The organism is Candidatus Sodalis pierantonius str. SOPE (genome assembly GCF_000517405.1).
Taxonomy (GTDB): Bacteria; Pseudomonadota; Gammaproteobacteria; order Enterobacterales; family Enterobacteriaceae; genus Sodalis_C; species Sodalis_C pierantonii.
On the sequence record NZ_CP006568.1, the window covers coordinates 3,465,737 to 3,486,061 of the forward strand.

Consider the following 20,325-nt stretch of genomic DNA (forward strand, 5'->3'; position numbering starts at 1 on the left):
CGAGAATGAAAGCCACCAAAGCCGGTGTCGGGCTGCTGCTCGTCATCGCCCTGTATTATCTGCTGCCGCTGGCGTTTCGCGGCCTGTGGCAGCCGGATGAAACGCGCTACGCCGAGATAAGCCGCGAGATGCTGGCGAGCGGCGATTGGATCGTCCCCCATTTCCTGGGCCTGCGTTATTTTGAGAAACCGGCCGTCGGCTATTGGATCAATAACCTCAGCCAGTGGGCGTTTGACCACACCAATTTCGCCGTGCATTTTGGTTCCACGTTCTCCATTGCCCTGACGGCGCTCATGGTGTACTGGCTGGCGCGGCGTTTATGGCAGGATCATCGCCTGGGGCTGACGGCGGCGGCGATTTTCAGCTCCTGCCTGCTGGTCTATAGCATCGGGACCTATGCGGTGCTCGACCCGATGATCGCCTTATGGTTGGCGGTCGCCATGTGCGCTTTCTGGCAGACGGCGCAGGTGCCCCGCGGTTGGCGTAAAGGCCTGGGCTATCTGGCGGTGGGCGTTGCCTGCGGGCTGGGGTTCATGACCAAAGGCTTCCTGGCGCTGGCGGTGCCGGTGCTCGGCGTACTGCCGTGGGTCATCGCGCAAAAATGCTGGAAAGAGGTGTTATCTTACGGGCTGCTGGCGGTAGTCGGCGCCGTGGCGACAAGTTTACCCTGGGTAATCGCCATCGCGCGTCGCGAGCCGGATTTCTGGCATTATTTCATCTGGGTCGAGCATATACAGCGCTTCGCGGAAGATAATGCCCAGCATAAAGCCCCTTTCTGGTATTACCTGCCGGTGCTGCTGGCGGGGACGCTGCCCTGGTTGGCGCTGCTGCCCGGCGCGCTGCACGGCGCTTGGCGTGAACGTCAGGCGCAAAGCGGGGCGTTCTATCTGCTGGGCTGGGTCGTGATGCCGCCGCTGTTTTTCAGCCTGTCGAAAGGCAAACTGCCTACCTATATCATGCCCTGCTTCGCGCCGTTGTCCCTGCTGATGGCGCGCTATGCGACGGCGTGGGGCGGGCGGGCGCTGAAGGTCAACGGGGCGATCAATCTGCTGTTCGGGCTGCTGTGCGTCGTCGCATTAGCCGGCGTGTTGGCCCCCTGGGGGCTGGCGCGGCATCCGCTTTTCGGCCCCGATGAAGGCGGCAAAGTGTTGCTGGGGGTGCTGAGCTTTGTGATCTGGGCGGCCGTGGGTGGGCTGACCCTGCGCGCACCGGCGGTACGCTGGCGCTGGGCGGCGCTGTGTCCGCTGGGGATTGCGCTGTTGGTCGGGCAGGCGATACCGCAGCGGGTGATCGACGCCAAGCAGCCCCAGTCATTTATCCAGACGGTGCGCCCGCAGCTGGAGAATAGTCGCTTTATTCTCGCCGATAGAGTCGGCGTGGCGGCGGGACTCGCCTGGGAGCTGCAGCGCAGCGATATTGCGTTATTTGAACGCCAGGGAGAGCTGGCCTATGGCTTGAGCTATCCCGACGCCGCAGGCCGTTTTATCCGCGAGGAGGGGTTTTCTGACTGGCTGCGTGAACGCTGTAAAGAAGGTTCGGTTGCGTTGGTGCTGCTGCTTCCCAACGGCGAGTCGCAGATTGACCACCTGCCGCGCGCGGATGAAACTTTCCGCCGCGGACGGCTGGTGCTGTTGGCATACCATCAACGCCGGCCATGATTTATCTACTGATTTTCCTCGTCAGTCTGCTTAGCTGCGCCGGCCAGCTATGCCAGAAACACGCCGCCAGCGCGGTGCCCGGCGCCGTGCGTCTCCGGCATCGGGTGCGCTGGCTGGCGACAAGTTTGCTGCTGCTTGGCGTCGCCATGTTGGTGTGGCTATGGGTATTGCAGCGGGTGCCGGTAGGTATCGCTTACCCGATGTTCAGCCTTAATTTTGTGCTGGTGACCCTGGCCGCCCGTTGGCTGTGGCGAGAGCCCGTGGAATGGCGTCACGGCGTCGGCCTGCTGCTAATCGTGGCGGGAGTGATGGTCATGGGGGTCAATCTGTGAGGGGCTATGGCTGGGCGTTATTCAGCGTGGTATTGGTCAGCGCCGCGCAGCTGCTGATGAAATGGGCGATGATGCATTTGCCGCCGCTTGCCGCTCCCCGCCTGTGGCTGGACCCGGGCAACGCGGCGGCTATTGTGCTGCTGGCGGGTGGCTTACTGGCCTATGCCTGTTCCATGGGCTGTTGGTTTATGGCGCTGAGCCGCTTGCCGCTGAATAAAGCCTATCCGCTGCTCAGCCTCAGCTATGTCCTAGTGGCGGCCGGTGCGTTGATGATCCCTGAATTTCATGAGCGGTTTACGCTATCGCGTCTGATGGGTGTGGCGTTGATTTGCGGCGGCCTACTGCTGATTTGCCTACCCGCCCGGAAGAAGGACGCCGCGCCGCTGAGGGCGGCGGCCGCGCCTTGGCAATTCTCAGCCTGGTCCTAATGTTGCCTTCAGGTCAGGGTGGCACAATAGGCCACTTCGACCCCGAGGCGTGCGGCGCAGGGCAGGGCCTGGCGCCTGATGACCCACACCACGACGTACAACGATGCGCGATATTCCCCTGCATTGTTCAACTAGGGATAGAGGCTATGACAACTTTCACGCCGGCTTTGGAACAGCTTAACGTTTATTTGTTTCAATTAATCAACGCCCCCGCCGCCGTCAGCGCCGGCATGCTGCGGGTGGGAACATTCTTCGCCAGCGACGCCGTGGCGTTGTTTCCCCTGGTGTTGCTATTCAATTGGTTTTGGCGCGGCGAGGCGCAAAAAAAGGTCGTGCTCTACGCGCTGTTTAGCATGCTATTGGCGCTGGTTATCAACATCGCCATAAGTATGGTTTGGCAACATCCGGACCCTGTACACGATTCTGTGTAAATGCCTTTTCTCAGAAGTGACCGTCCAGGCGGTCACCGAACTCGATAATAAAGCGGCTCATTGCCATGCGCCAGTCCCTCAAAGGCATTGTCCATTTCTGTGAGGCCGCCTGTATCGCCAGCCACACCACCTTTTTCACTGCGTCGTCGGTCGGGAACACCTTGCGCTTTTTGATGGCATGCCGGATCACGCTGTTTAACGACTCGATGGCGTTGGTCGTGTAGATCACCTTGCGGATGTCCGTTGGGTAGGCAAAGAACGTGGCCAGATTGGCCCAGTTTGCCTGCCAGCTTCGACTTATTTGCGGGTAGCGGATGTCCCAGGCACTGGAGAACGCTTCCAGCGCCTGCAAGCCGGCTTCTTCCGTAGGGGCCTGATAGATAGCTTTCAGGTCGCGGGTGACGGCCTTGTAGTCCTTCCAGGAGACGAACCGCAGGCTGTTGCGCACCATATGTACGATACACAGCTGGAGCCGCGCCTCCGGATACACCGCGTTAATAGCGTCAGGGAAACCTTTCAGCCCGTCTACGCAGGCGATAAGGATATCGTTCAGGCCGCGGTTTTTCAGCTCTGTCAGCACGTTCAGCCAGAATTTTGCGCCTTCATTTTCGGCCAGCCACATACCTAGCAACTCTTTCTGGCCTTCGATGTTGATGCCCAGCGCCAGAAACACAGATTTGTTGATGATGCGGCTGTCCTGCCGGACTTTTAGAACGATACAGTCAAGATAAACAATGGGATAGACTGCATCCAGAGGCCGGTTTTGCCATTCGACAACCTGCTCCATGACCGCATCGGTGACCTTTGAGACCAGCGCCGGCGAGACATCGGCGTCATACAGCTCTTTGAACGCGGCGGCGATCTCGCGGGTGGTCATCCCTTTGGCGTACAACGATAAAATCTGGTTATCCATCCCGGTAATCCGGGTCTGGTTCTTCTTCACCAGTTGCGGTTCAAAGGAACCGTCACGATCGCGCGGAGTACGCAGCGCCAGCGGGCCATCGCCAGTGGTAACGGTTTTTGTGGAATAGCCGTTGCGGGCGTTGGTCCCCGGTTTAGGCTGATTTTTATCGTAGCCGAGGTGATGGGACATTTCGGCATTGAGAGCTGCTTCGACGCTAATTTTTTTCAGCAGCCGATCGAAGTAACTGAGATCTTCAGGGGTTTTGAGATTTTTGGCCAGTTCGTTAGCCAGAGCCTGCAACTGTTTTTCGTCCATAAATTAACCTGTTTTTGATGTTGGATTGAACATATCAAAATCAGGCAAATACACAAATTTCTAAACAGGCTCTAACGCGGCTTGCCGAGCGGGTGCCGGCGTCAATCCCGGACATGCAGAGACGAAGGCGGCAGCGCCACCTGCAGAATCACCAGCTGATTATTGTGCGTTTCATGTGTATGACGCGCCAGATAACGCGCGCAAAGAAAACCGGCTACGCCGCCCGCCACGCCGCCGCACGCGGCGGCCGGATCGGTACCCAGTGTGCCCTGCATGATAGCCGCGCCGCCGATAAGTCCCAGCAGCGGCAGCATATACACCAGAAATGCGGAGCGCAGCAGACTACCCTCAGTGATGCCGACTTCGACGCGCTGTCCCGGCACCAGCAGCAGCGTGCTGGCCACCTCTAGATGATGCTGCGTTTCGGGCGCGAGTTTATTCAGAATGCGGGTACCGCAGGATTGCTTGGCATGGCAGCCACCGCAGCCCGCGCGCTGTTCGCAGCGCACTTGCGCAACACCATGCTGCCAAGTAACGACGGTGGCCCATTCTCTCATCATGACTGAGCTTTGAACACAACGGCGTCGGCGATGCGTTTCGCGGTAACTGGGGGCAGTTCGCCTACCACGGTAATTTCCCGGCTGCCGCGGTGTTCGGTATGAATGGTGCGCCGCCCGGTGCGAATGAGGCGCTCCCCATTGCCGGTGGTCGCCTGGCCGACGTTGACGGAGAAGCTGAACAATCCATCGGTGTACAGCCTGGCCTCAATCGGTTCATTGATGCCCGGCAGCGTGCGCCGGCTGCGGGAGGCCTCGGTCACGCCCGCCGGCAACCAGTTTACGGACCAGTCGAAATCCGCGGTCGTTGACACCGGCAACGCCAATTGGGGAGGCAAAGTGACCTTCTCCAAACCGGCCATGGTGTTTTCGACCTGCTTATCGGCGTTGAAGGCGATAACGCGGAACTGTTCCAGCGCTTCGCCATCGCGATCCAGCAGATCGACACGCAGCGGCAATTTGGTCGTGGTATCAATCCAGACGATATAGCTAAATCGGGTGCCGTCGCGGGCGACGACCCGCACGACCTCGCACAGGCGATCGGCGATGCGGGCGCGGCCTACGGAAATAAAATCGTAGAAGTGCGCCAAGCGCTCAAAGTTCGCGTAGACAATAGAGGGAAGAGAATCGACGATATGATCACCAAGCAGGGTAAACGGCTCCAGCCTGGGCTCAAAGTAACTGATTTCACCGTTGCGCTGGACTATCTCGCGGCGTGGGCCGTCCATTTGCAGAAGCTGCGCCAGCCGTTGCTTATCGATAACCACATGGCGATAGCACAGCGAATCAACGCCCAGCTTGCTAACCAGCACGTATGCATATTCATAGTCCAGCGTCTGGCTGGCCTGACTCATTTGCGCGAGCAACGCCCCGGATGTGGTCGTCTGAGCCGGAGCGTGAATGGAATAGAGCAGGCTGCCCGTCAACAAACACACGGCATACCAAATTTGCTTCATTACTGCGGCTGTATTCCTAATGATTGCGTACCCGGCACCTGGACGGTGGCCTGCTGCGCGTCTTGCTGATCAAACTGCAGCGTATCGGCATGCAGGCGGAGATGTAGTTCATAATCCTGCAAAATAGCGTTGATGCGCCTGCGCTGTTCCTGCACCTGCATCTGCTGATTGCCGTTATCCACCCTGGCGCTGTTGGCCGACGGGACGCCCAGGCTGACCGGGGACGCCTGGCCCATCATCGGCAGCGTGTTGAACACCGGATTTTCCGGCTGGCTGCTGTCTTGACCGACGCCCTGCTGCGTATTGTAATGCTGCACGCCGACGATGACCGCCAGCGAGACACAGGCCGCGACGCCGATCTGGGTAAGGTGCGACGCGATGCCGAATTGGGCGATGCGCGCCGTAAACGGACGGGCTCTGCGCCAGAACGGGGACTTCTGCCAGGTTTCCGGCGCCGGCTGCGACTCTTTCACGGTCTGCGGCGCGATACGCACCGGTTCCTCGGCAATGGCGGCGGCCACGCGATCGGCAATGTCGAGATGGAGGACTTCGCCCGCGTCACCGCAAATAACGTCACGAATGAGGTGATACCGTTGCCAGCTTTGCTGCAACTTAACATCCCTGGACAAATCGTTGAACAGTTCGCTGTCGAACGGTTCCCCATCCATCAGAGCGGAAAGCTTTTCATTGTGCATACCTGGGTACCTTCTCCTGCCACCGTCGTTAACGCTGAATAAGCGGTTGAATTTTATTGTCAATTGCTTCGCGCGCACGGAATATTCGTGAGCGTACCGTTCCTACCGGGCAATCCATGATGGAGGCTATCTCTTCATAGCTCAGGCCATCAAGCTCCCGCAACGTAATCGCCATACGCAAGTCTTCGGGCAACACCTCGATAGTACGAAACACTATCTGTCGCAACTCCTCAGACAACATTAAATTCTCAGGGTTCGATATTTGTTTTAATGCGCCCGCACTTTCGTAATTTTCCGCATCGCTGGCGTCCACATCGCATCGCTAGAGGGCGGACGCCGTCCCTGAGCCACTAGGTAATTCTTCGCCGTATTGACGGCGATACGGTATAACCAGGTATAGAAAGCGCTGTCGCCGCGAAACGACGCCAGGGCACGGTACGCTTTAATGAACGACTCCTGCACCACGTCCGGCACATCCCCTTGCGGGACGTAGCGCGACACGAGGTTCGCCACTTTATGCTGGTAGCGAACGACCAGTAAATTGAACGCTTTCTGGTCGCCTTTCTGGACCTGTTCAACCAGCACCTGATCCGTTAACTGCTCGCTCATCCGAGGTAATGTCTCCTCAAATTTTTCTCCACGCGCGCAAAAAAAAAATAGTACCGCCAGCTTCTGAACCAATATTACGAGCAAGCTCGCGATTGGAGTTAATAATAATCATAAAGTTCCGCCACGCCTGGTGTTTTTCTTAAAATAAAGGACGCGGCCACAATAACGCCAGGGCCGCCGGCCGGGCTGAGCACCAGACTACCATAAATAGGATGGCCGGTACCCGGATTCTCGCGGAACCAAAGCCCCACGCGAAACAGCTGTAATAAATAGTGCAGAGTAACGTGAATTCGCCATGCTGTCAGTAAACATGAGTAAATAAAACCGCGTCAAAAAGCGGCGATAAGCGGTACAGCCGGGCTGCATTGGGTGGTACCATGACCAAACAGTCTTTTCTATCGGAATGCACACCATCCGCTATGCAACCATCAACTGAATACACCACCGATGTCCTGGTCATCGGCAGCGGTGCGGCCGGGTTATCGCTGGCGCTGCGTCTGGCCGGACACTGCGAGGTCATGGTCCTGAGCAAAGGTCCGTTGGACGAGGGCTCCACGCTGTATGCCCAAGGCGGCATCGCGGCGGTGTTCGATGAGACCGACAGCGTCGATTCCCACGTGGAAGATACGTTGATAGCCGGCGCCGGCGTCTGCGATCGTGAGGCGGTAGAATTCATCGCCGGCAACGCCCGCCACTGTGTGCAGTGGCTTATCGATCAGGGCGTGCTGTTCGACACCGAAGCCTCGACGCCGAACGGCGATCGCTACCACCTCACCCGCGAGGGCGGCCACAGCCACCGCCGCATCCTGCACGCCGCGGACGCGACCGGCAAGGCGGTGGAAACCACATTGGTCAGCAAAGCGGCGGCGCATCCGGGCATTCAGATTTTGGAACGCTGCAACGCGGTGGATCTGATTACGTCCAACCGCATCGGGCTGCCGGGTACCCGGCGGGTGGTGGGGGCCTATATCTGGAACCGCGCCGAAGAGCTGGTGGAACTGTGCCGCGCGCGCGCGGTGGTGCTCGCCACCGGCGGCGCGTCCAAGGTTTATCAATACACCACCAACCCCGATATTTCCTCCGGCGACGGTATCGCCATGGCCTGGCGGGCCGGCTGCCGGATCGCCAACCTGGAGTTTAATCAGTTCCATCCCACCTGCCTGTTCCACCCCCAGGCACGTAATTTCCTGCTGACCGAAGCGCTGCGCGGCGAAGGCGCCTATTTGCGCCGGCCCGACGGCAGCCGCTTCATGCCGGATTTCGACGCCCGCGCCGAACTGGCGCCGCGAGATATCGTCGCCCGGGCAATCGACCATGAAATGAAGCGGCTGGGCGCCGATTGTATGTACCTCGACATCAGCCATCGGCCGGAGGCGTTTATCCGCCAGCATTTCCCGACCATTTATGACAAGCTGCTGACGCTGGATATCGATCTGACTCGCCAGCCGATCCCCATCGTTCCGGCGGCCCATTATACCTGCGGCGGCGTCATGGTGGATAAACACGGGCGCACCGATTTGGACGGTCTCTACGCTATCGGCGAGGTCAGCTATACCGGCCTGCACGGCGCCAACCGCCTGGCCTCCAATTCACTGTTGGAGTGTTTGGTCTACGGCTGGTCGGCGGCGGAAGATATCCTGCGCCGGCTGCCGACCATCGCCCAGGTTCGCCAGCTCCCTCCCTGGGATGAAAGCCAGGTCAGCAATTCCGATGAAGAGGTGGTGCTGCAACATAACTGGCACGAGCTACGGCTTTTTATGTGGGACTACGTGGGCATCGTACGCACCACCAAGCGGCTGGAGCGGGCACTGCACCGCATAGAGCTGCTGACGCGCGAAATTGACGAATACTATTCCAATTTCCGCATCTCCAATAATTTACTGGAGGTGCGCAATCTGGTGCAGGTGGCCGAGCTGATCGTCAAAAGCGCGCTGCTACGCAAGGAGAGCCGCGGCCTGCATTTCACCCTGGATTATCCCGCTATGCAGCCTGACCCGCAGCCCACCATCTTGCAGCCCTGATTGAGATTATCATCTGTTGAAGACTCGACAGGTGATGATTTTCCGGTTTGCTATTGCGTCATAGCGTAGGGGCCTTTGGAAAACGCGCCCGCATGCTCTTGCGCGCCGAGATCAAGAATGAAGAGGGCGGCGCATTTCTGGATTGCAAAAGGCCATGAAACATAGGGCATTACATCAATTAGCCAATATCGTCTCTTTGGCGTTAATGTATTTCCCCCCCCCTTGGCTGCCAGCTTGTCAATTTTCCTACCTGCAGCGCCCATCCTGACAATGTCGCTCACTTAAATAGGAGAATCTAATGACGCGGCAGGTTATTGACGCTAAACATGGCGGCATGCGATGTCGGTGAAATAGTGCTTAAAAAAGCCTCCAGCTCATACCGACTCGGATAACGTGGTTATCGCCTTCTATTTAGAAGCGAGCAATAACGGGAAGTCATCATCAAACAAAATTAACATTGATGACTTGATAAAAGGCTCTGGCGGTGTTTGCAATTTCCCATACGCCAAGGATAGCATGGTAGCCTTTTCTGTCGGGCATGGGAACTTTATGAACCGTCCCGGCGACACTGGGGGTCAATTCATCGGCATATTCCCAATGCGGCTACTGCGGATTTTACACCATGAAAAAGGGCTCTTTCTCAAACTGAGCGCGGCTTAAGGGTTCATTAGGGTTCCAACCCTCTTTAGTGATAAAATCGCTTTGTTGAATAAATCCGAAATTTGTGACGACTTCCTCCCTATCAGGGCGATTGTTACATGATGCGGACGCTGTTTGGTATTCCTAACAGCGTGATCCGGTTAAGCGCTTTGACCATTGCCATAGCCTCACCTACCTGCGCGTCATAGTCATGCAGACTCAGATGACCACCCAAAAGTGTTTTAAACCGGAACATGGCCGTTTCAGCCAGTGAACGCCGGTGATAACCTACTTTCTTTTTCCAGGTATCGTTATTGCCGCTCAGATGCTGATTTGCCACCGCATGGTTACGCTCATGGTATCGAGCTGGCCAATATTGCGCACCACTTCGCGGTGGGATAAGCGGCTTTATTTTTTTCCTCAGCAGAGCATCATGACAGTAACGCGTATCGTAAGCACTGTCAGTCGACGCTTCCCTGATTTTCCGATGGGTTTGGTTAATCAGCCCGGGCAGCGCCTGCGCATCTGTCGTACCGCTTAGCGATAAATCGGCACAGATAATTTCATGTGTCGCGCTATCTACTGCCAGATGAAGCTTGCGCCATACTCTGCGCCTCTCAGCCCCATGCTGCCTGACTTTCCATTCGCCTTCGCCGAAGATTTTCAGGCCGGTGCCATCGATGACCAGGTGTGAGATTTCGCCGCGGGTTGGCGTTTTTATGCTGATGTCGACGGTTTTTGCTCGCCGGTTGACCAGAGAGTAATCTGGGCAGCGCAGCGACAGCCCCATCAATTTAAAAATCGCGTCAACGAAACCCTGTAACGCCCGGAGCGAAAGGTTAAACACGCGCTTTATCATCAGAACCGTGGTAATGGCCATATCGGTGTAGTGAAGCGGCCGGCCACGATGTTCAGGTGGTGTACTCTCAGTCCATGCAGCAATGGCTAACTCATCAAGCCATACTGTCATGTCCCCCCGCTGCCTGAGCGCATTGTTGTATGCGGGCCAGTTGGTGATTTTAAACTTTTGCTTTGCCATGGGGACCTGATGTTGAAACGAATGTAGTGATCAGAGCCGCCAGTCACCTAAAAGTTCGATTTATTCAACAAAGCCTGATAAAATAATTCCAACGTGGCGTGTGTTGCGGTATAGTGCCAAGTGAAATCCACAACAGAATTCGCTTTTATTTCATTCTTTTCCCAGCGGTCTTCACCGTATTCATCCAGTTTGAGCGGTGCGGTAGTCGTGCCGTCATCCGTGAAACCGGCACTGGCAATCTGTCCATCCTGCGGCGGGAGGGCATTAAGTTCATCAGTAGGGGCGAATTTATCGGCTAAATCCGCCTGCGTTTCGGGGAAAAACTTTCCACTCTCTAACGCATTTGCCCACCATTGCCCTATCTTTTCAGACCGTGATTCAGGGAAAGTGATGCGACCATGTCTAATCATATCATTATTTTTACCCATAATTATCCTCACTATCATATTAATGAATTACTTTATTTTTACACAACCTTTCAGCGCCTGTTAAGGGGCAGAATCATAATGCCGTGACGGATATATTAAGACATCAAGCCCATGCTCATTCCATGACGACAGGACTGCACTAGCCATAAGCCTCATTACTGTCAATAAAAATTATGGCTCGCACCGCTTCTTGCTTTATTTTAATCGTCGCCGCAGTAGATTTGGCGGCATAAACCGGCACGAGGGAAATTTACGCCCGTGCCGCCTAAAATTGAACAACCTGTATATTTAACCGGAAGATAAAGAGAGAGAAACACTTTATAAGGCGCCCACAACGTTTTATTTCTCAAGCTTTATGGCTTATCGATAGGTAGGACTGAATACTCAATATTAATAGTGTCCAGGGGCAAAAATAAACACGGGCAGGCTGCCCCTCCACCAATGCGTCATGCAGGGACCGGACGGAAACAGCTCACTGCCGCGCAACTGTCATCTACAGCGGCTCGGCGGTTAGAACGCCAGATAAAAATCGCCGGCCAGGGTGCGAAACGCCGGCGACCATTCCCCGGTCGGGTCGCGTAACGTCAGCGTGTCGTGAATTAACGCCACCGGCCGGCGCGTTAAGGCCAGCAGCAGCCGGTGCGGGCGCAATTCCGCTCTGTCGCTGACATCGGTACGCCGCTGTAGCCACCAGCCCTGGGCCAACGCGCGGGCTATGAGCGCCTCGCCGGCGGCATACGGCAGGATAAGCGCCAGCGTACCGTTCTTATCCAGCAGCGCGGTGGCGGCCGTCAGCAGCGCATGGTGGCTCAGACTCAGCGTATAGCGGGCCCGCGCGCGCGCCGGGGTGGCGCAGGCCGGCCCCGCATCAAAATAGGGAGGGTTGCTGACAATGGCCTGATAGCGCCGCGACATTCTGCCGGCATAGGCGCAGATGTCGCCCTCGACAGCGCAGAGGGACATCGCCCAAGGACTGGCGGTAAAATTGTCTCTCGCCTGGCGGCAGGCGCCCGAATCCAGTTCGATCGCATCGATCGGAATGGCGCCGTGCATGCGCTGTGCCAGCATCAACGCTACCAGACCGCTGCCGGTGCCGATATCCAGCGCCCTGCCCGCCTCGATAAGGGGTGCCCAGGCGCCCAGTAGCACCCCATCGGTGCCGACTTTCATCGCACACCGATCGTGGGCGACAAAAAAGTGTTTGAAGGTAAATCCGTCCCGCCGCAGCGGTTTAGTGACGGCCGTGGGTAGCATAGTCATCTGGCTCCTGCAGGCGTATACCACTACTTTAAAATAAACTGACACGCACAAACAGATGAAGATTACGCAGGATCCGTCTATAATCTGCGCCCCAACCAGAGGTAGCCCATGACTGTAACCCAATTTTCCGAACTCGAGCTGCACGAAGACCTGTTCGCCGCATTGAGCGACAAGGGCTTTGAGCGTCCCACCGCTATTCAGGCTGAAGCTATTCCGGCGGCCATGGACGGACGCGATGTCTTGGGTTCGGCGCCGACCGGCACCGGCAAAACCGTCGCTTATCTACTGCCGGTCTTGCAGCATCTCCTTGATTTCCCCTGCAAGAAATCCGGTCCTCCTCGCGTGCTGATCGTCACCCCCACCCGTGAACTGGCGATGCAGGTAGCGGAGCAGGCCAAACAGCTGGCCGCCCACACCCATCTGGACATCGCCACCATTACCGGCGGCGTGGCCTATATGAATCATGCGGAGGTGTTCAGCGAGAATCAGGATATCGTGGTGGCCACCACCGGCCGACTGCTGCAATACATCAAGGAAGAGAATTTTGACTGCCGGGCGGTAGAAACGCTGATTCTGGACGAGGCGGATCGTATGCTGGACATGGGGTTCGCCCAGGACGTCGAGCAGATCGCCGTAGAAACCCGCTGGCGCAAACAGACGCTATTATTTTCGGCCACGCTGGAAGGGAACACGGTCAAGGATTTTGCAGAACGCCTGCTCAATGATCCGGTCGAAATCGACGCTGCGCCGTCGCGCCGTGAACGCAAAAAAATTGTGCAATGGTATTATCGCGCCGACAATCTGACGCACAAAACCGCGCTGCTTTGTCACCTGCTTAAGCAACCCGACGTCAGCAAAAGTATCGTATTCGTCCGCAAACGCGAGCGGCTGCATGAGCTGGTAGGCTGGCTGCGTGATGCCGGCATCACGCCCTGTTATCTGGAAGGGGAGCTGGTTCAGGCCAAGCGTAATGAGGCCATTAAACGCATGACCGACGGCCGCACCTACGTGCTGGTGGCAACGGATGTTGCGGCCCGCGGCCTGGATATTGACGATATCAGTCATGTCATCAATTTCGACCTGCCCTCGACGCCGGATGTCTATTTGCACCGTATAGGCCGCACCGCCCGCGCCGGCCGCAAAGGCTGCGCCATTTCGCTGGTGGAAGTGCACGATCATTTGCTACTGGGCAAAATCAGCCGTTATCTTAATGAACCGTTAAAAGCGCGCACGATTGACGCGCTGCGCCCCGCCACGCGCGCGCCGTCGGAAAAGATGACCGGCAAACCGTCGAAAAAGGTGTTGGCGAAGCGCAAGGAAAAGAAAGAGCAGGCGCGCACGAAAGACAAAACCAAAGTGCGTTTGCGCGCTAAAAAGAACATCGGCAAACGCCGCGTGCCGAAAGCGGCGCCGGACGCGGCCAGCGACAGCAAGCCGGAAAACGGCGCTTAAGTCACCCTGAACCGTGGCGCGGCGGTATGCTGATAAAAACACCACCCGCCACATTATCGTGGCACGCGCGAGAGGCTAAATCGGGCTGAAAGCTGCGCTTTCGCGCAGTTCGCGCGCCATCCGCCGCCAAGGTGTCATTAATCGTTAGCGAAAAGTAACTGTCATGTTTCAAGCGTGATACCCATCAACTAAAAACCTTGTTTTTCACTTACCTACACCTCATCGGGCCGCATTTGACGACATGGTTACTTTTACCTCAGCGGGGCGCTTTCGCCACTGGATGTCTCGGCGGTTAGCGCCATTTAATAGCGCTTTTCGGCGTTTATCGGCTCCACGCCACGCCAAGCGCCGCTTACGGCTGTCAGCTTTCAGCTTTGTGAACTCCGCCCGGCGTATCGCTATGGCCTATGCCGACGCCGCTGGCCCGCGCCAAGCGTCGGCAATATCCCGCTCTCGATGTAAAAAAAGGGGGCCCAAGGCCCTCTTTATGCGGGTGAAAAGCACCGCTATTGCACAGTACTACCGCCGGGGGCCGGCGAGGCCCCCGTTAGGCGCGTGACAAGCGGCGATTACATAATTTCGGTAAAAGTACGGGTAATAACATCTCGCTGCTGCTCAGGCGTGAGCGAATTGAAACGCACCGCATAGCCCGACACGCGGATAGTCAGCTGTGGGTATTTTTCCGGGTTCGCCACGGCGTCTTCCAGCGTTTCGCGGCTCAGCACGTTGACGTTCAGATGCTGCCCGCCTTCAACACGCACCACTTCCTTCTGCTCAAGCGGAATTTCGCGGTAATCAAATTTGCCCAGCTCCTGCAGGGGAACCACTTGGTCGTCGGCGTAACCGGCAACGGCTGCTAGACAGCGGGCTTGATGGCTAGCGTCATCCAGCAACCAGAAAGAGTTTACCAGCGCTTTGTTTTCAGCTTCGGTAATTTGTGTTCCGATAATCATTGATGCCTCCGTGGTAGAGGTGCCATACGGCGTCCAGACGCAGGCCGTTCAACATTTAGCCTACCTGGACATTTGGTAAAACCAATTTCTAAAACTGATTATACACCCGCCAACCAGAGCCGATACTTTGATTTAAATCAATCTCTGTCGGAAAGTGGCGGCTTTGTTGGGCAAACTTATTGATTTAGGTCAATTTAAAACGGCCGCTGAACGCCAACAGCGGGGCGAATTTCCCCTCCGCCGCCAGCGGGAAAACGTTTAACCCACGGAGAGAAAACGTTAAGCTTAGCCCATGTCGTCACTATCATGGAGCGTATCATGACGCAACTGCTCACCTGGCGCGATGCTCTCGCGCAGGAAAAAACCCTGCCCTACTTTCAGGAAACGCTGGCCTTTGTCGCCAGGCAACGCGCGGCGGGAATTACCGTCTATCCGCCGGCCAAAAAGGTATTTAATGCTTTCCGTTTCACGGAGTTGAATGCGGTGAAAGTCGTGATCCTCGGCCAAGATCCCTATCACGGCCCCAACCAGGCCCATGGCCTTTCATTTTCCGTCAAGCCGGGCGTCCCCGCCCCGCCCTCCTTAGTCAATATCTATAAAGAGTTGGCCAGCGACATTCCCGGTTTTGTTATACCCAAACATGGCTGTCTGCAAAGCTGGGCGCAACAAGGGGTGATGTTGCTCAATACGGTGCTGACGGTGGAAGCGGGAAAAGCCCATTCCCACGCCAGTCTGGGTTGGGAAACGTTTACGGATAAGGTCATAAAGGTACTCAACACGCACCGTGAAGGGATTGTGTTTTTACTATGGGGGTCCCATGCCCAGAAAAAAGGCATGATTATCGACCCTAAACGCCACCATGTGCTTAAAGCGCCGCACCCCTCGCCCCTGTCCGCGCATCGCGGCTTTCTCGGCTGCCACCATTTCTCCCAGACCAATGCCCTGCTGACGCGTCGAGGCCAACCCCCTATCGACTGGACGCCAACGCTGCCGCCCGCCTAACGGCGGATAAAGGCCAGTCCGGGCGCCACGTTCAGAAGTAAAGCGGCTATTATCGCCTGTGCGAACTTCGCCAGGCAGCCTGACAGAGAAAGTACCTTTTAGAGGAAACCGAGGAAACGTCGGATCGATCCTGATGGGCGCGCGGCGATCCTGGGCCGCAGTAGCACAACCGGTAACATGTTTTAGCCGCCGATGAGAACGCTACCGCTGGCAGATAGCCTCGGGGGCGATAGCGTGCGTCCCCCGTCTTCGCCAACGGCGCTGTCGGCGTAGGCTCTCACGCCGCGCGCGGCGTGAGAAAAGATATCAGCTCTTCGCTTTTGATACCGCCACCATCGCGGGGCGGATAAGTCGGCCGTTGAGGGTGTAGCCTTTTTGCATCACCATCATCACGTGATTAGGCTCGTGTTCGTCGGACTCCAGCATGGTCATTGCCTGATGCACCTCGGGGTTAAACGGCACCTGCGTGTCACCCACCACATCAAGACCGAATTTGCGAAAGGCATCCAGCAACGATTTGAGCGTCAGCCCGATGCCTTCGATAGTGGACGCCAGCTCGCTGTTGGTTTTATCCGACATGTCCAGCGCGCGCTCCAGGTTATCGATAACCGGCAACAGTTCACCGGCAAAACGTTCCAGGGCAAATTTATGCGCCTTCTCGACATCCTGTTCGCTGCGGCGGCGCACGTTTTCCATTTCCGCCTTGGCGCGCAGCACGCTATCGCGCTCGCGCTGCTGCGCCTGCGACAGCGCGGCCTCCAGTTCGGCAATACGCTCATCTCGCGGATCCACGACGTCAACCGTCTCAGGCATCGCTTCCGCCTGCTGCCCTTGCTCCATTTCACTCTCTTGTGAGACTTGCTCGTCAGGGGTGTTCTGTTCTTTACTACTCATCATGAGTTTTCTCCGCGGTTCAGCATTATTCTCGCTAGTCCGATTATTATGGGGATGAATAGCGGGGATTCAAGGGATGACACATAATGAAGCTTGCAAAAATACGCCGGGGATCAGCAATCAAATGACTACCACTTTTCACACTATCGGCATCGTCGGCCATCCGCGTCACCCCAATGCGCTGGCCACGCATGAAACGCTTTACCACTGGCTCAACGAGAAAGGGTATCACGTTATCATGGAACATCAGATCGCCCGCGATCTGGCGCTGGATCAGGCCATAACCGGTAGTTTGGCCGATATTGGCCAGCAGGCCGATCTGGCTATCGTGGTGGGCGGCGATGGCAACATGCTGGGTGCGGCACGCATCTTGGCGCGTTATGATATCAAGGTCATTGGTATCAACCGCGGGAATCTTGGTTTTTTGACCGACCTCGATCCCGACTCGGCGCTGGCGCAATTATCGGACGTGCTGGCGGGGCACTATCGCAGTGAAAAACGCTTTTTGCTGGAAGCCCAGGTCTGCCGGGGCGATGTCTGCGGCCGGCTGAGCAGCGCCATTAATGAGGTGGTGCTGCATCCTGGCAAAGTGGCGCATATGATTGAGTTCGAGGTCTATATTGATGATACCTTTGCGTTTTCCCAGCGCTCCGATGGCCTTATTATCGCCACGCCGACCGGCTCCACGGCGTATTCCCTCTCCGCCGGCGGTCCGATACTGACACCGCTGGTGGACGCCGTCGCGCTGGTGCCGATGTTTCCGCATACCCTCTCATCACGTCCATTGGTCATTAACGGCGGCAGTACGATACGCCTGAAGTTTTCCCAACTCACGCCGGATCTCGAAATCAGCTGCGACAGCCAGATAGCCTTGCCTATCCAGGAAGGTGAAGAAATTTTCATCCGCCGTAGCGACTACTATCTCGATTTGATTCATCCTAATGATTATAACTATTTCAATACGTTAAGCAGCAAGCTTGGCTGGTCGAAAAAATTATTCTAAATTTTTGCCAGCGCAGCTTTACTGTATAAAAAAGGGTCTTCTCCTGTTGTGGTGGCTCAATCGACAGTTCTGCATTTTTACTTTACTTATTCTTTTGGCTGGAACTTGGACTTCTATATGGATGTCAAACGTATTTACGTTTAAAGGAATAACGTTCATGTCATGCTTAAAAAAATATGCATATGCCCCATTTATCTTACTGCTTCATGGTGTTGCAGCATCGGCCTCACCAAATATGATGTATGACACTGATAAAAAAGACTATTTACTGTCACCATAGGTAACGCCAAAATTATCTTGGGAGAAAAGTGAGTCTCAAGTTGATAAAACTCAATATTGTCTTACCCCTAGCGATCCGGGATGCAGCAATATGTGGCAAAAGGAAAAAGAAAAGGAGAATGACGAGCGAATACGACATCACCAGCAAAAAAAATTTTATAACTCCCTTAAATGATTGCTCAAAAATTCATATTTAGTTTCCCATAGTGGAACATTACGCCCAGCTTGAAACGTTCTTTGTTCCTGAAGCCCGCTTTGTTGAATAAATCCGAAATTTGTGACGACTTCCTCCCTATCAGGGCGATTGTTACATGATGCGGACGCTGTTTGGCATTCCTAACAGCGTGATCCGGTTAAGCGCTTTGACCATTGCCATAGCCTCACCTACCTTACCTGCGCGTCATAGTCATTCAGACTCAGATGACCACCCAGAAGTGTTTTAAACCGGCACATGGCCGTTTCAGTCAGTGAACGCCGGTGATAACCTACTTTCTTTTTCCAGGTATCGTTATTGCCGCTCAGATGCTGATTTGCCACCGCATGGTTACGCTCATGGTATCGAGCTGGCCAATATTGCGCACCACTTCGCGGTGGGATAAGCGGCTTTATTTTTTTCCTCAGCATAGCATCATGACAGTAACGCGTATCGTAAGCACTGTCAGCCGACGCTTCCCTGATTTTCCGGTGGGTTTGGTTAATCAGCCCGGGCAGCGCCTGCGCATCTGTCGTACCGCTTAGCGATAAATCGGCACAGATAATTTCATGTGTCGCGCTATCTACTGCCAGATGAAGCTTGCTCCATACTCTGCGCCTCTCAGCCCCATGCTGCCTGACTTTCCATTCGCCTTCGCCGAAGATTTTCAGGCCGGTGCCATCGATGACCAGGTGTGAGATTTCGCCGCGGGTTGGCGTTTTTATGCTGATGTCGACGGTTTTTGCTCGCCGGCTGACCAGAGAGTAATCTGGGCAGCGCAGCGACAGCCCCATCAGTTTAAAAATCGCGTCAACGAAACCCTGTAACGCCTGGAGCGAAAGGTTAAACACGCGCTTTATCATCAGAACCGTGGTAATGGCCATATCGGTGTAGTGAAGCGGCCGGCCACGATGTTCAAGTGGTGTACTCTCAGTCCATGCAGCAATGGCTGACTCATCAAGCCATACTGTCAGGTCCCCCCGCTGCCTGAGCGCATTGTTGTATGCTGGCCAGTTGGTGATTTTAAACTTTTGCTTTGCCATGGGGACCTGATGTTGAAACGAATGTAGTGATCAGAGCCGCCAGTCACCTAAAAGTTCGATTTATTCAACAAAGCCCCTGAAGCCCCGTGACTTGATCCTGAGCAGCCGTATTTTACTGTTCAGGGACTCCGCATTCCCATTTGATACCCGGTTTTTCATTGCATTCAGAATGCCGTAAAGGCGTTTTGCCACCATGCGGGCAATGCTGGCCATGAGCGGTATGCCGGTGTCTTTAGCCATCGCCATCCATTCCTGCCACAGCTTACGGCTATGATTGTCATAGCGGCGGTGCCACAGATCGCGAGCAAGCTCTTTCATTACCCAGCACTGGCTCGTTTGGGGTAACACCAGCCGGGCAACTTCTAACCTCTCTGCCCGGCACCCGAGGCAATTTTGTTTGCTGTAAAACCATAGATAGCGTGAGCGGTGGGCGTCTTTCCTGTCTGACGACGGGATCTGTTTCATCTCAGCCTGACGGGTTTTATCAACGACGGCGCACAACATTTTTGCCACATGGAAGTGATCGAAAGCGATTTTATCGACGGCATTGGGGAGATGGATGCGGGCTGCACTGATATAGGCCATGTTCATGTCCATAGACAGCGTTTTTATCTCATCAAGCTGGTGATCTCTCAGGCTGCGCAGATAACTGGCAAGGCTTTCTACACCGCGGTTGTCGGTCAGTTGCAAAGCGCGTCCCTGCCTGTCAGAGATAACGGTGACGTACTGGTGTCCTTTTTTGAACCCGACTTCATCCACGCAGAGGTGACGGGCGGATAAGGGTTGTTTTATCCGGGCCAAGCCTCGTTTGACTGCGCGCATCATGATGCCGTCAACGGCATTCCAACTGAGTTTGAGCTGCTTTCTGACAGCATCCACGGTGCTGACTTTCAGCCATGAAAGAACAAAGGCTTCGAACAACAAGGTGTAGCGGCTGCCTGACCCTGCCCAGGGAACAGGCAGTGTCTGGCAACCGTGCTCGGGGCAGTCAACGCGGGGGACATCAGCCTCAACCAGCGTGGTGAACTGACAGGTATCGAGGTGACGCCATTTACGACGCCGGTGATCATGTATGGAGCAGGATTTACCGCAGGTTGGGCAGGCCAGTTGTGTGTGCTCGGCAATGCCGACAATTACCGTCACTGATCCAGATTTTTCATCAAGAGAAAGGGATTGTACCTGCCACGGTGCGGACAGGTTAAGGATATGGGCATAGAGGGACTTTTCGTCCATG

20 protein-coding genes and 2 pseudogenes are annotated in these 20,325 nt (G+C 55.7%); 8 read left to right on the top strand and 14 right to left on the bottom strand.

The annotated features are described in order from the left end of the window. The first annotated feature begins 5 nt into the window (after nt 1–5). Genes arnT through SOPEG_RS27845 form a run of 4 tightly spaced genes read left to right on the top strand, consistent with a single transcriptional unit; the run spans nt 6 to nt 2,849 of the window. The gene (gene arnT / locus SOPEG_RS17360) at nt 6–1,658 is read left to right on the top strand and encodes a lipid IV(A) 4-amino-4-deoxy-L-arabinosyltransferase (RefSeq protein ID WP_025246306.1); all 1,653 of its coding nucleotides are present in this window, start codon (nt 6–8) and stop codon (nt 1,656–1,658) included. Then, on the top strand, nt 1,655–1,990 hold the full coding sequence (gene arnE / locus SOPEG_RS17365) for a 4-amino-4-deoxy-L-arabinose-phosphoundecaprenol flippase subunit ArnE (protein WP_025246307.1): 336 nt from the start codon (nt 1,655–1,657) through the stop codon (nt 1,988–1,990). The genes arnT and arnE overlap by 4 nt, the downstream gene beginning before the upstream one ends. After that, the gene (arnF, locus tag SOPEG_RS17370; RefSeq protein WP_025246308.1) at nt 1,987–2,418 is read left to right on the top strand and encodes a 4-amino-4-deoxy-L-arabinose-phosphoundecaprenol flippase subunit ArnF; all 432 of its coding nucleotides are present in this window, start codon (nt 1,987–1,989) and stop codon (nt 2,416–2,418) included. The genes arnE and arnF overlap by 4 nt, the downstream gene beginning before the upstream one ends. Then, nucleotides 2,394–2,849, top strand: a complete 456-nt coding sequence (locus tag SOPEG_RS27845) for a phosphatase PAP2 family protein (protein WP_148297125.1) — start codon at nt 2,394–2,396, stop codon at nt 2,847–2,849. The genes arnF and SOPEG_RS27845 overlap by 25 nt, the downstream gene beginning before the upstream one ends. A gap of 10 nt (nt 2,850–2,859) precedes the next feature. Here the strand turns inward: SOPEG_RS27845 and SOPEG_RS17380 are convergent, their stop codons facing one another. From SOPEG_RS17380 to SOPEG_RS28390, 6 genes and pseudogenes are all read right to left on the bottom strand, one after another. Beyond that, complete coding sequence (locus SOPEG_RS17380; protein WP_025245002.1) at nt 2,860–4,068, bottom strand: IS256-like element ISSoEn2 family transposase; 1,209 nt, start codon at nt 4,066–4,068, stop codon at nt 2,860–2,862. A gap of 101 nt (nt 4,069–4,169) precedes the next feature. After that, nucleotides 4,170–4,628 carry a SoxR-reducing system protein RseC gene (gene rseC, locus SOPEG_RS17385; protein ID WP_025246310.1) on the bottom strand — a complete coding sequence of 153 codons (459 nt, stop codon included), beginning with the start codon at nt 4,626–4,628 and terminating at the stop codon, nt 4,170–4,172. Then, nucleotides 4,625–5,581, bottom strand: a complete 957-nt coding sequence (gene rseB / locus SOPEG_RS17390) for a sigma-E factor regulatory protein RseB (RefSeq protein ID WP_025246311.1) — start codon at nt 5,579–5,581, stop codon at nt 4,625–4,627. Before rseB ends, rseC begins: the two co-directional genes overlap by 4 nt. Further along, nucleotides 5,581–6,276, bottom strand: a complete 696-nt coding sequence (gene rseA / locus SOPEG_RS17395) for an anti-sigma-E factor RseA (protein ID WP_025246312.1) — start codon at nt 6,274–6,276, stop codon at nt 5,581–5,583. The genes rseB and rseA overlap by 1 nt, the downstream gene beginning before the upstream one ends. Nucleotides 6,277–6,304: 28 nt before the next feature. Then, nucleotides 6,305–6,885: pseudogene (rpoE, locus tag SOPEG_RS17400) on the bottom strand (RNA polymerase sigma factor RpoE). Between the two features lie 98 nt (nt 6,886–6,983). Continuing rightward, nucleotides 6,984–7,136, bottom strand: coding sequence for a hypothetical protein (locus tag SOPEG_RS28390; protein ID WP_158382450.1), 153 nt, complete (start codon nt 7,134–7,136; stop codon nt 6,984–6,986). Between the two features lie 168 nt (nt 7,137–7,304). Between SOPEG_RS28390 and nadB the strand changes: the two genes are divergently transcribed. Further along, complete coding sequence (nadB, locus tag SOPEG_RS17405; protein ID WP_025246313.1) at nt 7,305–8,906, top strand: L-aspartate oxidase; 1,602 nt, start codon at nt 7,305–7,307, stop codon at nt 8,904–8,906. 441 nt (nt 8,907–9,347) lie between these two features. On the opposite strand, the gene SOPEG_RS30985 is transcribed toward nadB, so the two are convergent. The 4 genes from SOPEG_RS30985 to SOPEG_RS17430 form a co-directional block, all read right to left on the bottom strand. After that, on the bottom strand, nt 9,348–9,485 hold the full coding sequence (locus tag SOPEG_RS30985; RefSeq protein WP_417903422.1) for a lytic polysaccharide monooxygenase: 138 nt from the start codon (nt 9,483–9,485) through the stop codon (nt 9,348–9,350). 175 nt (nt 9,486–9,660) lie between these two features. After that, nucleotides 9,661–10,584, bottom strand: coding sequence for an IS5-like element ISSoEn1 family transposase (locus tag SOPEG_RS17420; protein WP_025246316.1), 924 nt, complete (start codon nt 10,582–10,584; stop codon nt 9,661–9,663). 47 nt (nt 10,585–10,631) lie between these two features. Beyond that, on the bottom strand, nt 10,632–11,012 hold the full coding sequence (locus SOPEG_RS17425; protein ID WP_025246317.1) for a lytic polysaccharide monooxygenase: 381 nt from the start codon (nt 11,010–11,012) through the stop codon (nt 10,632–10,634). A 510-nt stretch (nt 11,013–11,522) separates the two neighbouring features. After that, nucleotides 11,523–12,266, bottom strand: a complete 744-nt coding sequence (locus SOPEG_RS17430) for a tRNA1(Val) (adenine(37)-N6)-methyltransferase (RefSeq protein WP_025246318.1) — start codon at nt 12,264–12,266, stop codon at nt 11,523–11,525. Between the two features lie 114 nt (nt 12,267–12,380). Here SOPEG_RS17430 and srmB point away from each other — a divergent pair, with 114 nt between their 5' ends. Continuing rightward, nucleotides 12,381–13,724, top strand: coding sequence for an ATP-dependent RNA helicase SrmB (gene srmB, locus SOPEG_RS17435; RefSeq protein WP_025246319.1), 1,344 nt, complete (start codon nt 12,381–12,383; stop codon nt 13,722–13,724). 569 nt (nt 13,725–14,293) lie between these two features. On the opposite strand, the gene grcA is transcribed toward srmB, so the two are convergent. Continuing rightward, the gene (gene grcA / locus SOPEG_RS17440; RefSeq protein WP_025246320.1) at nt 14,294–14,677 is read right to left on the bottom strand and encodes an autonomous glycyl radical cofactor GrcA; all 384 of its coding nucleotides are present in this window, start codon (nt 14,675–14,677) and stop codon (nt 14,294–14,296) included. 318 nt (nt 14,678–14,995) lie between these two features. Between grcA and ung the strand changes: the two genes are divergently transcribed. Then, on the top strand, nt 14,996–15,679 hold the full coding sequence (ung, locus tag SOPEG_RS17445; RefSeq protein ID WP_025246321.1) for a uracil-DNA glycosylase: 684 nt from the start codon (nt 14,996–14,998) through the stop codon (nt 15,677–15,679). Between the two features lie 306 nt (nt 15,680–15,985). Here ung and grpE read toward each other — a convergent pair whose 3' ends face one another. Continuing rightward, nucleotides 15,986–16,573 carry a nucleotide exchange factor GrpE gene (gene grpE / locus SOPEG_RS17450; RefSeq protein WP_025246322.1) on the bottom strand — a complete coding sequence of 196 codons (588 nt, stop codon included), beginning with the start codon at nt 16,571–16,573 and terminating at the stop codon, nt 15,986–15,988. A 124-nt stretch (nt 16,574–16,697) separates the two neighbouring features. Here grpE and nadK point away from each other — a divergent pair, with 124 nt between their 5' ends. Next, nucleotides 16,698–17,576, top strand: a complete 879-nt coding sequence (nadK, locus tag SOPEG_RS17455) for an NAD(+) kinase (protein ID WP_025246323.1) — start codon at nt 16,698–16,700, stop codon at nt 17,574–17,576. A gap of 586 nt (nt 17,577–18,162) precedes the next feature. Here nadK and SOPEG_RS17460 read toward each other — a convergent pair. Further along, nucleotides 18,163–19,091, bottom strand: a pseudogene (locus tag SOPEG_RS17460) (IS5 family transposase). A 60-nt stretch (nt 19,092–19,151) separates the two neighbouring features. Beyond that, nucleotides 19,152–20,324, bottom strand: a complete 1,173-nt coding sequence (locus SOPEG_RS17465) for an ISL3 family transposase (RefSeq protein WP_051420011.1) — start codon at nt 20,322–20,324, stop codon at nt 19,152–19,154. Nucleotide 20,325 lies beyond the last annotated feature (1 nt).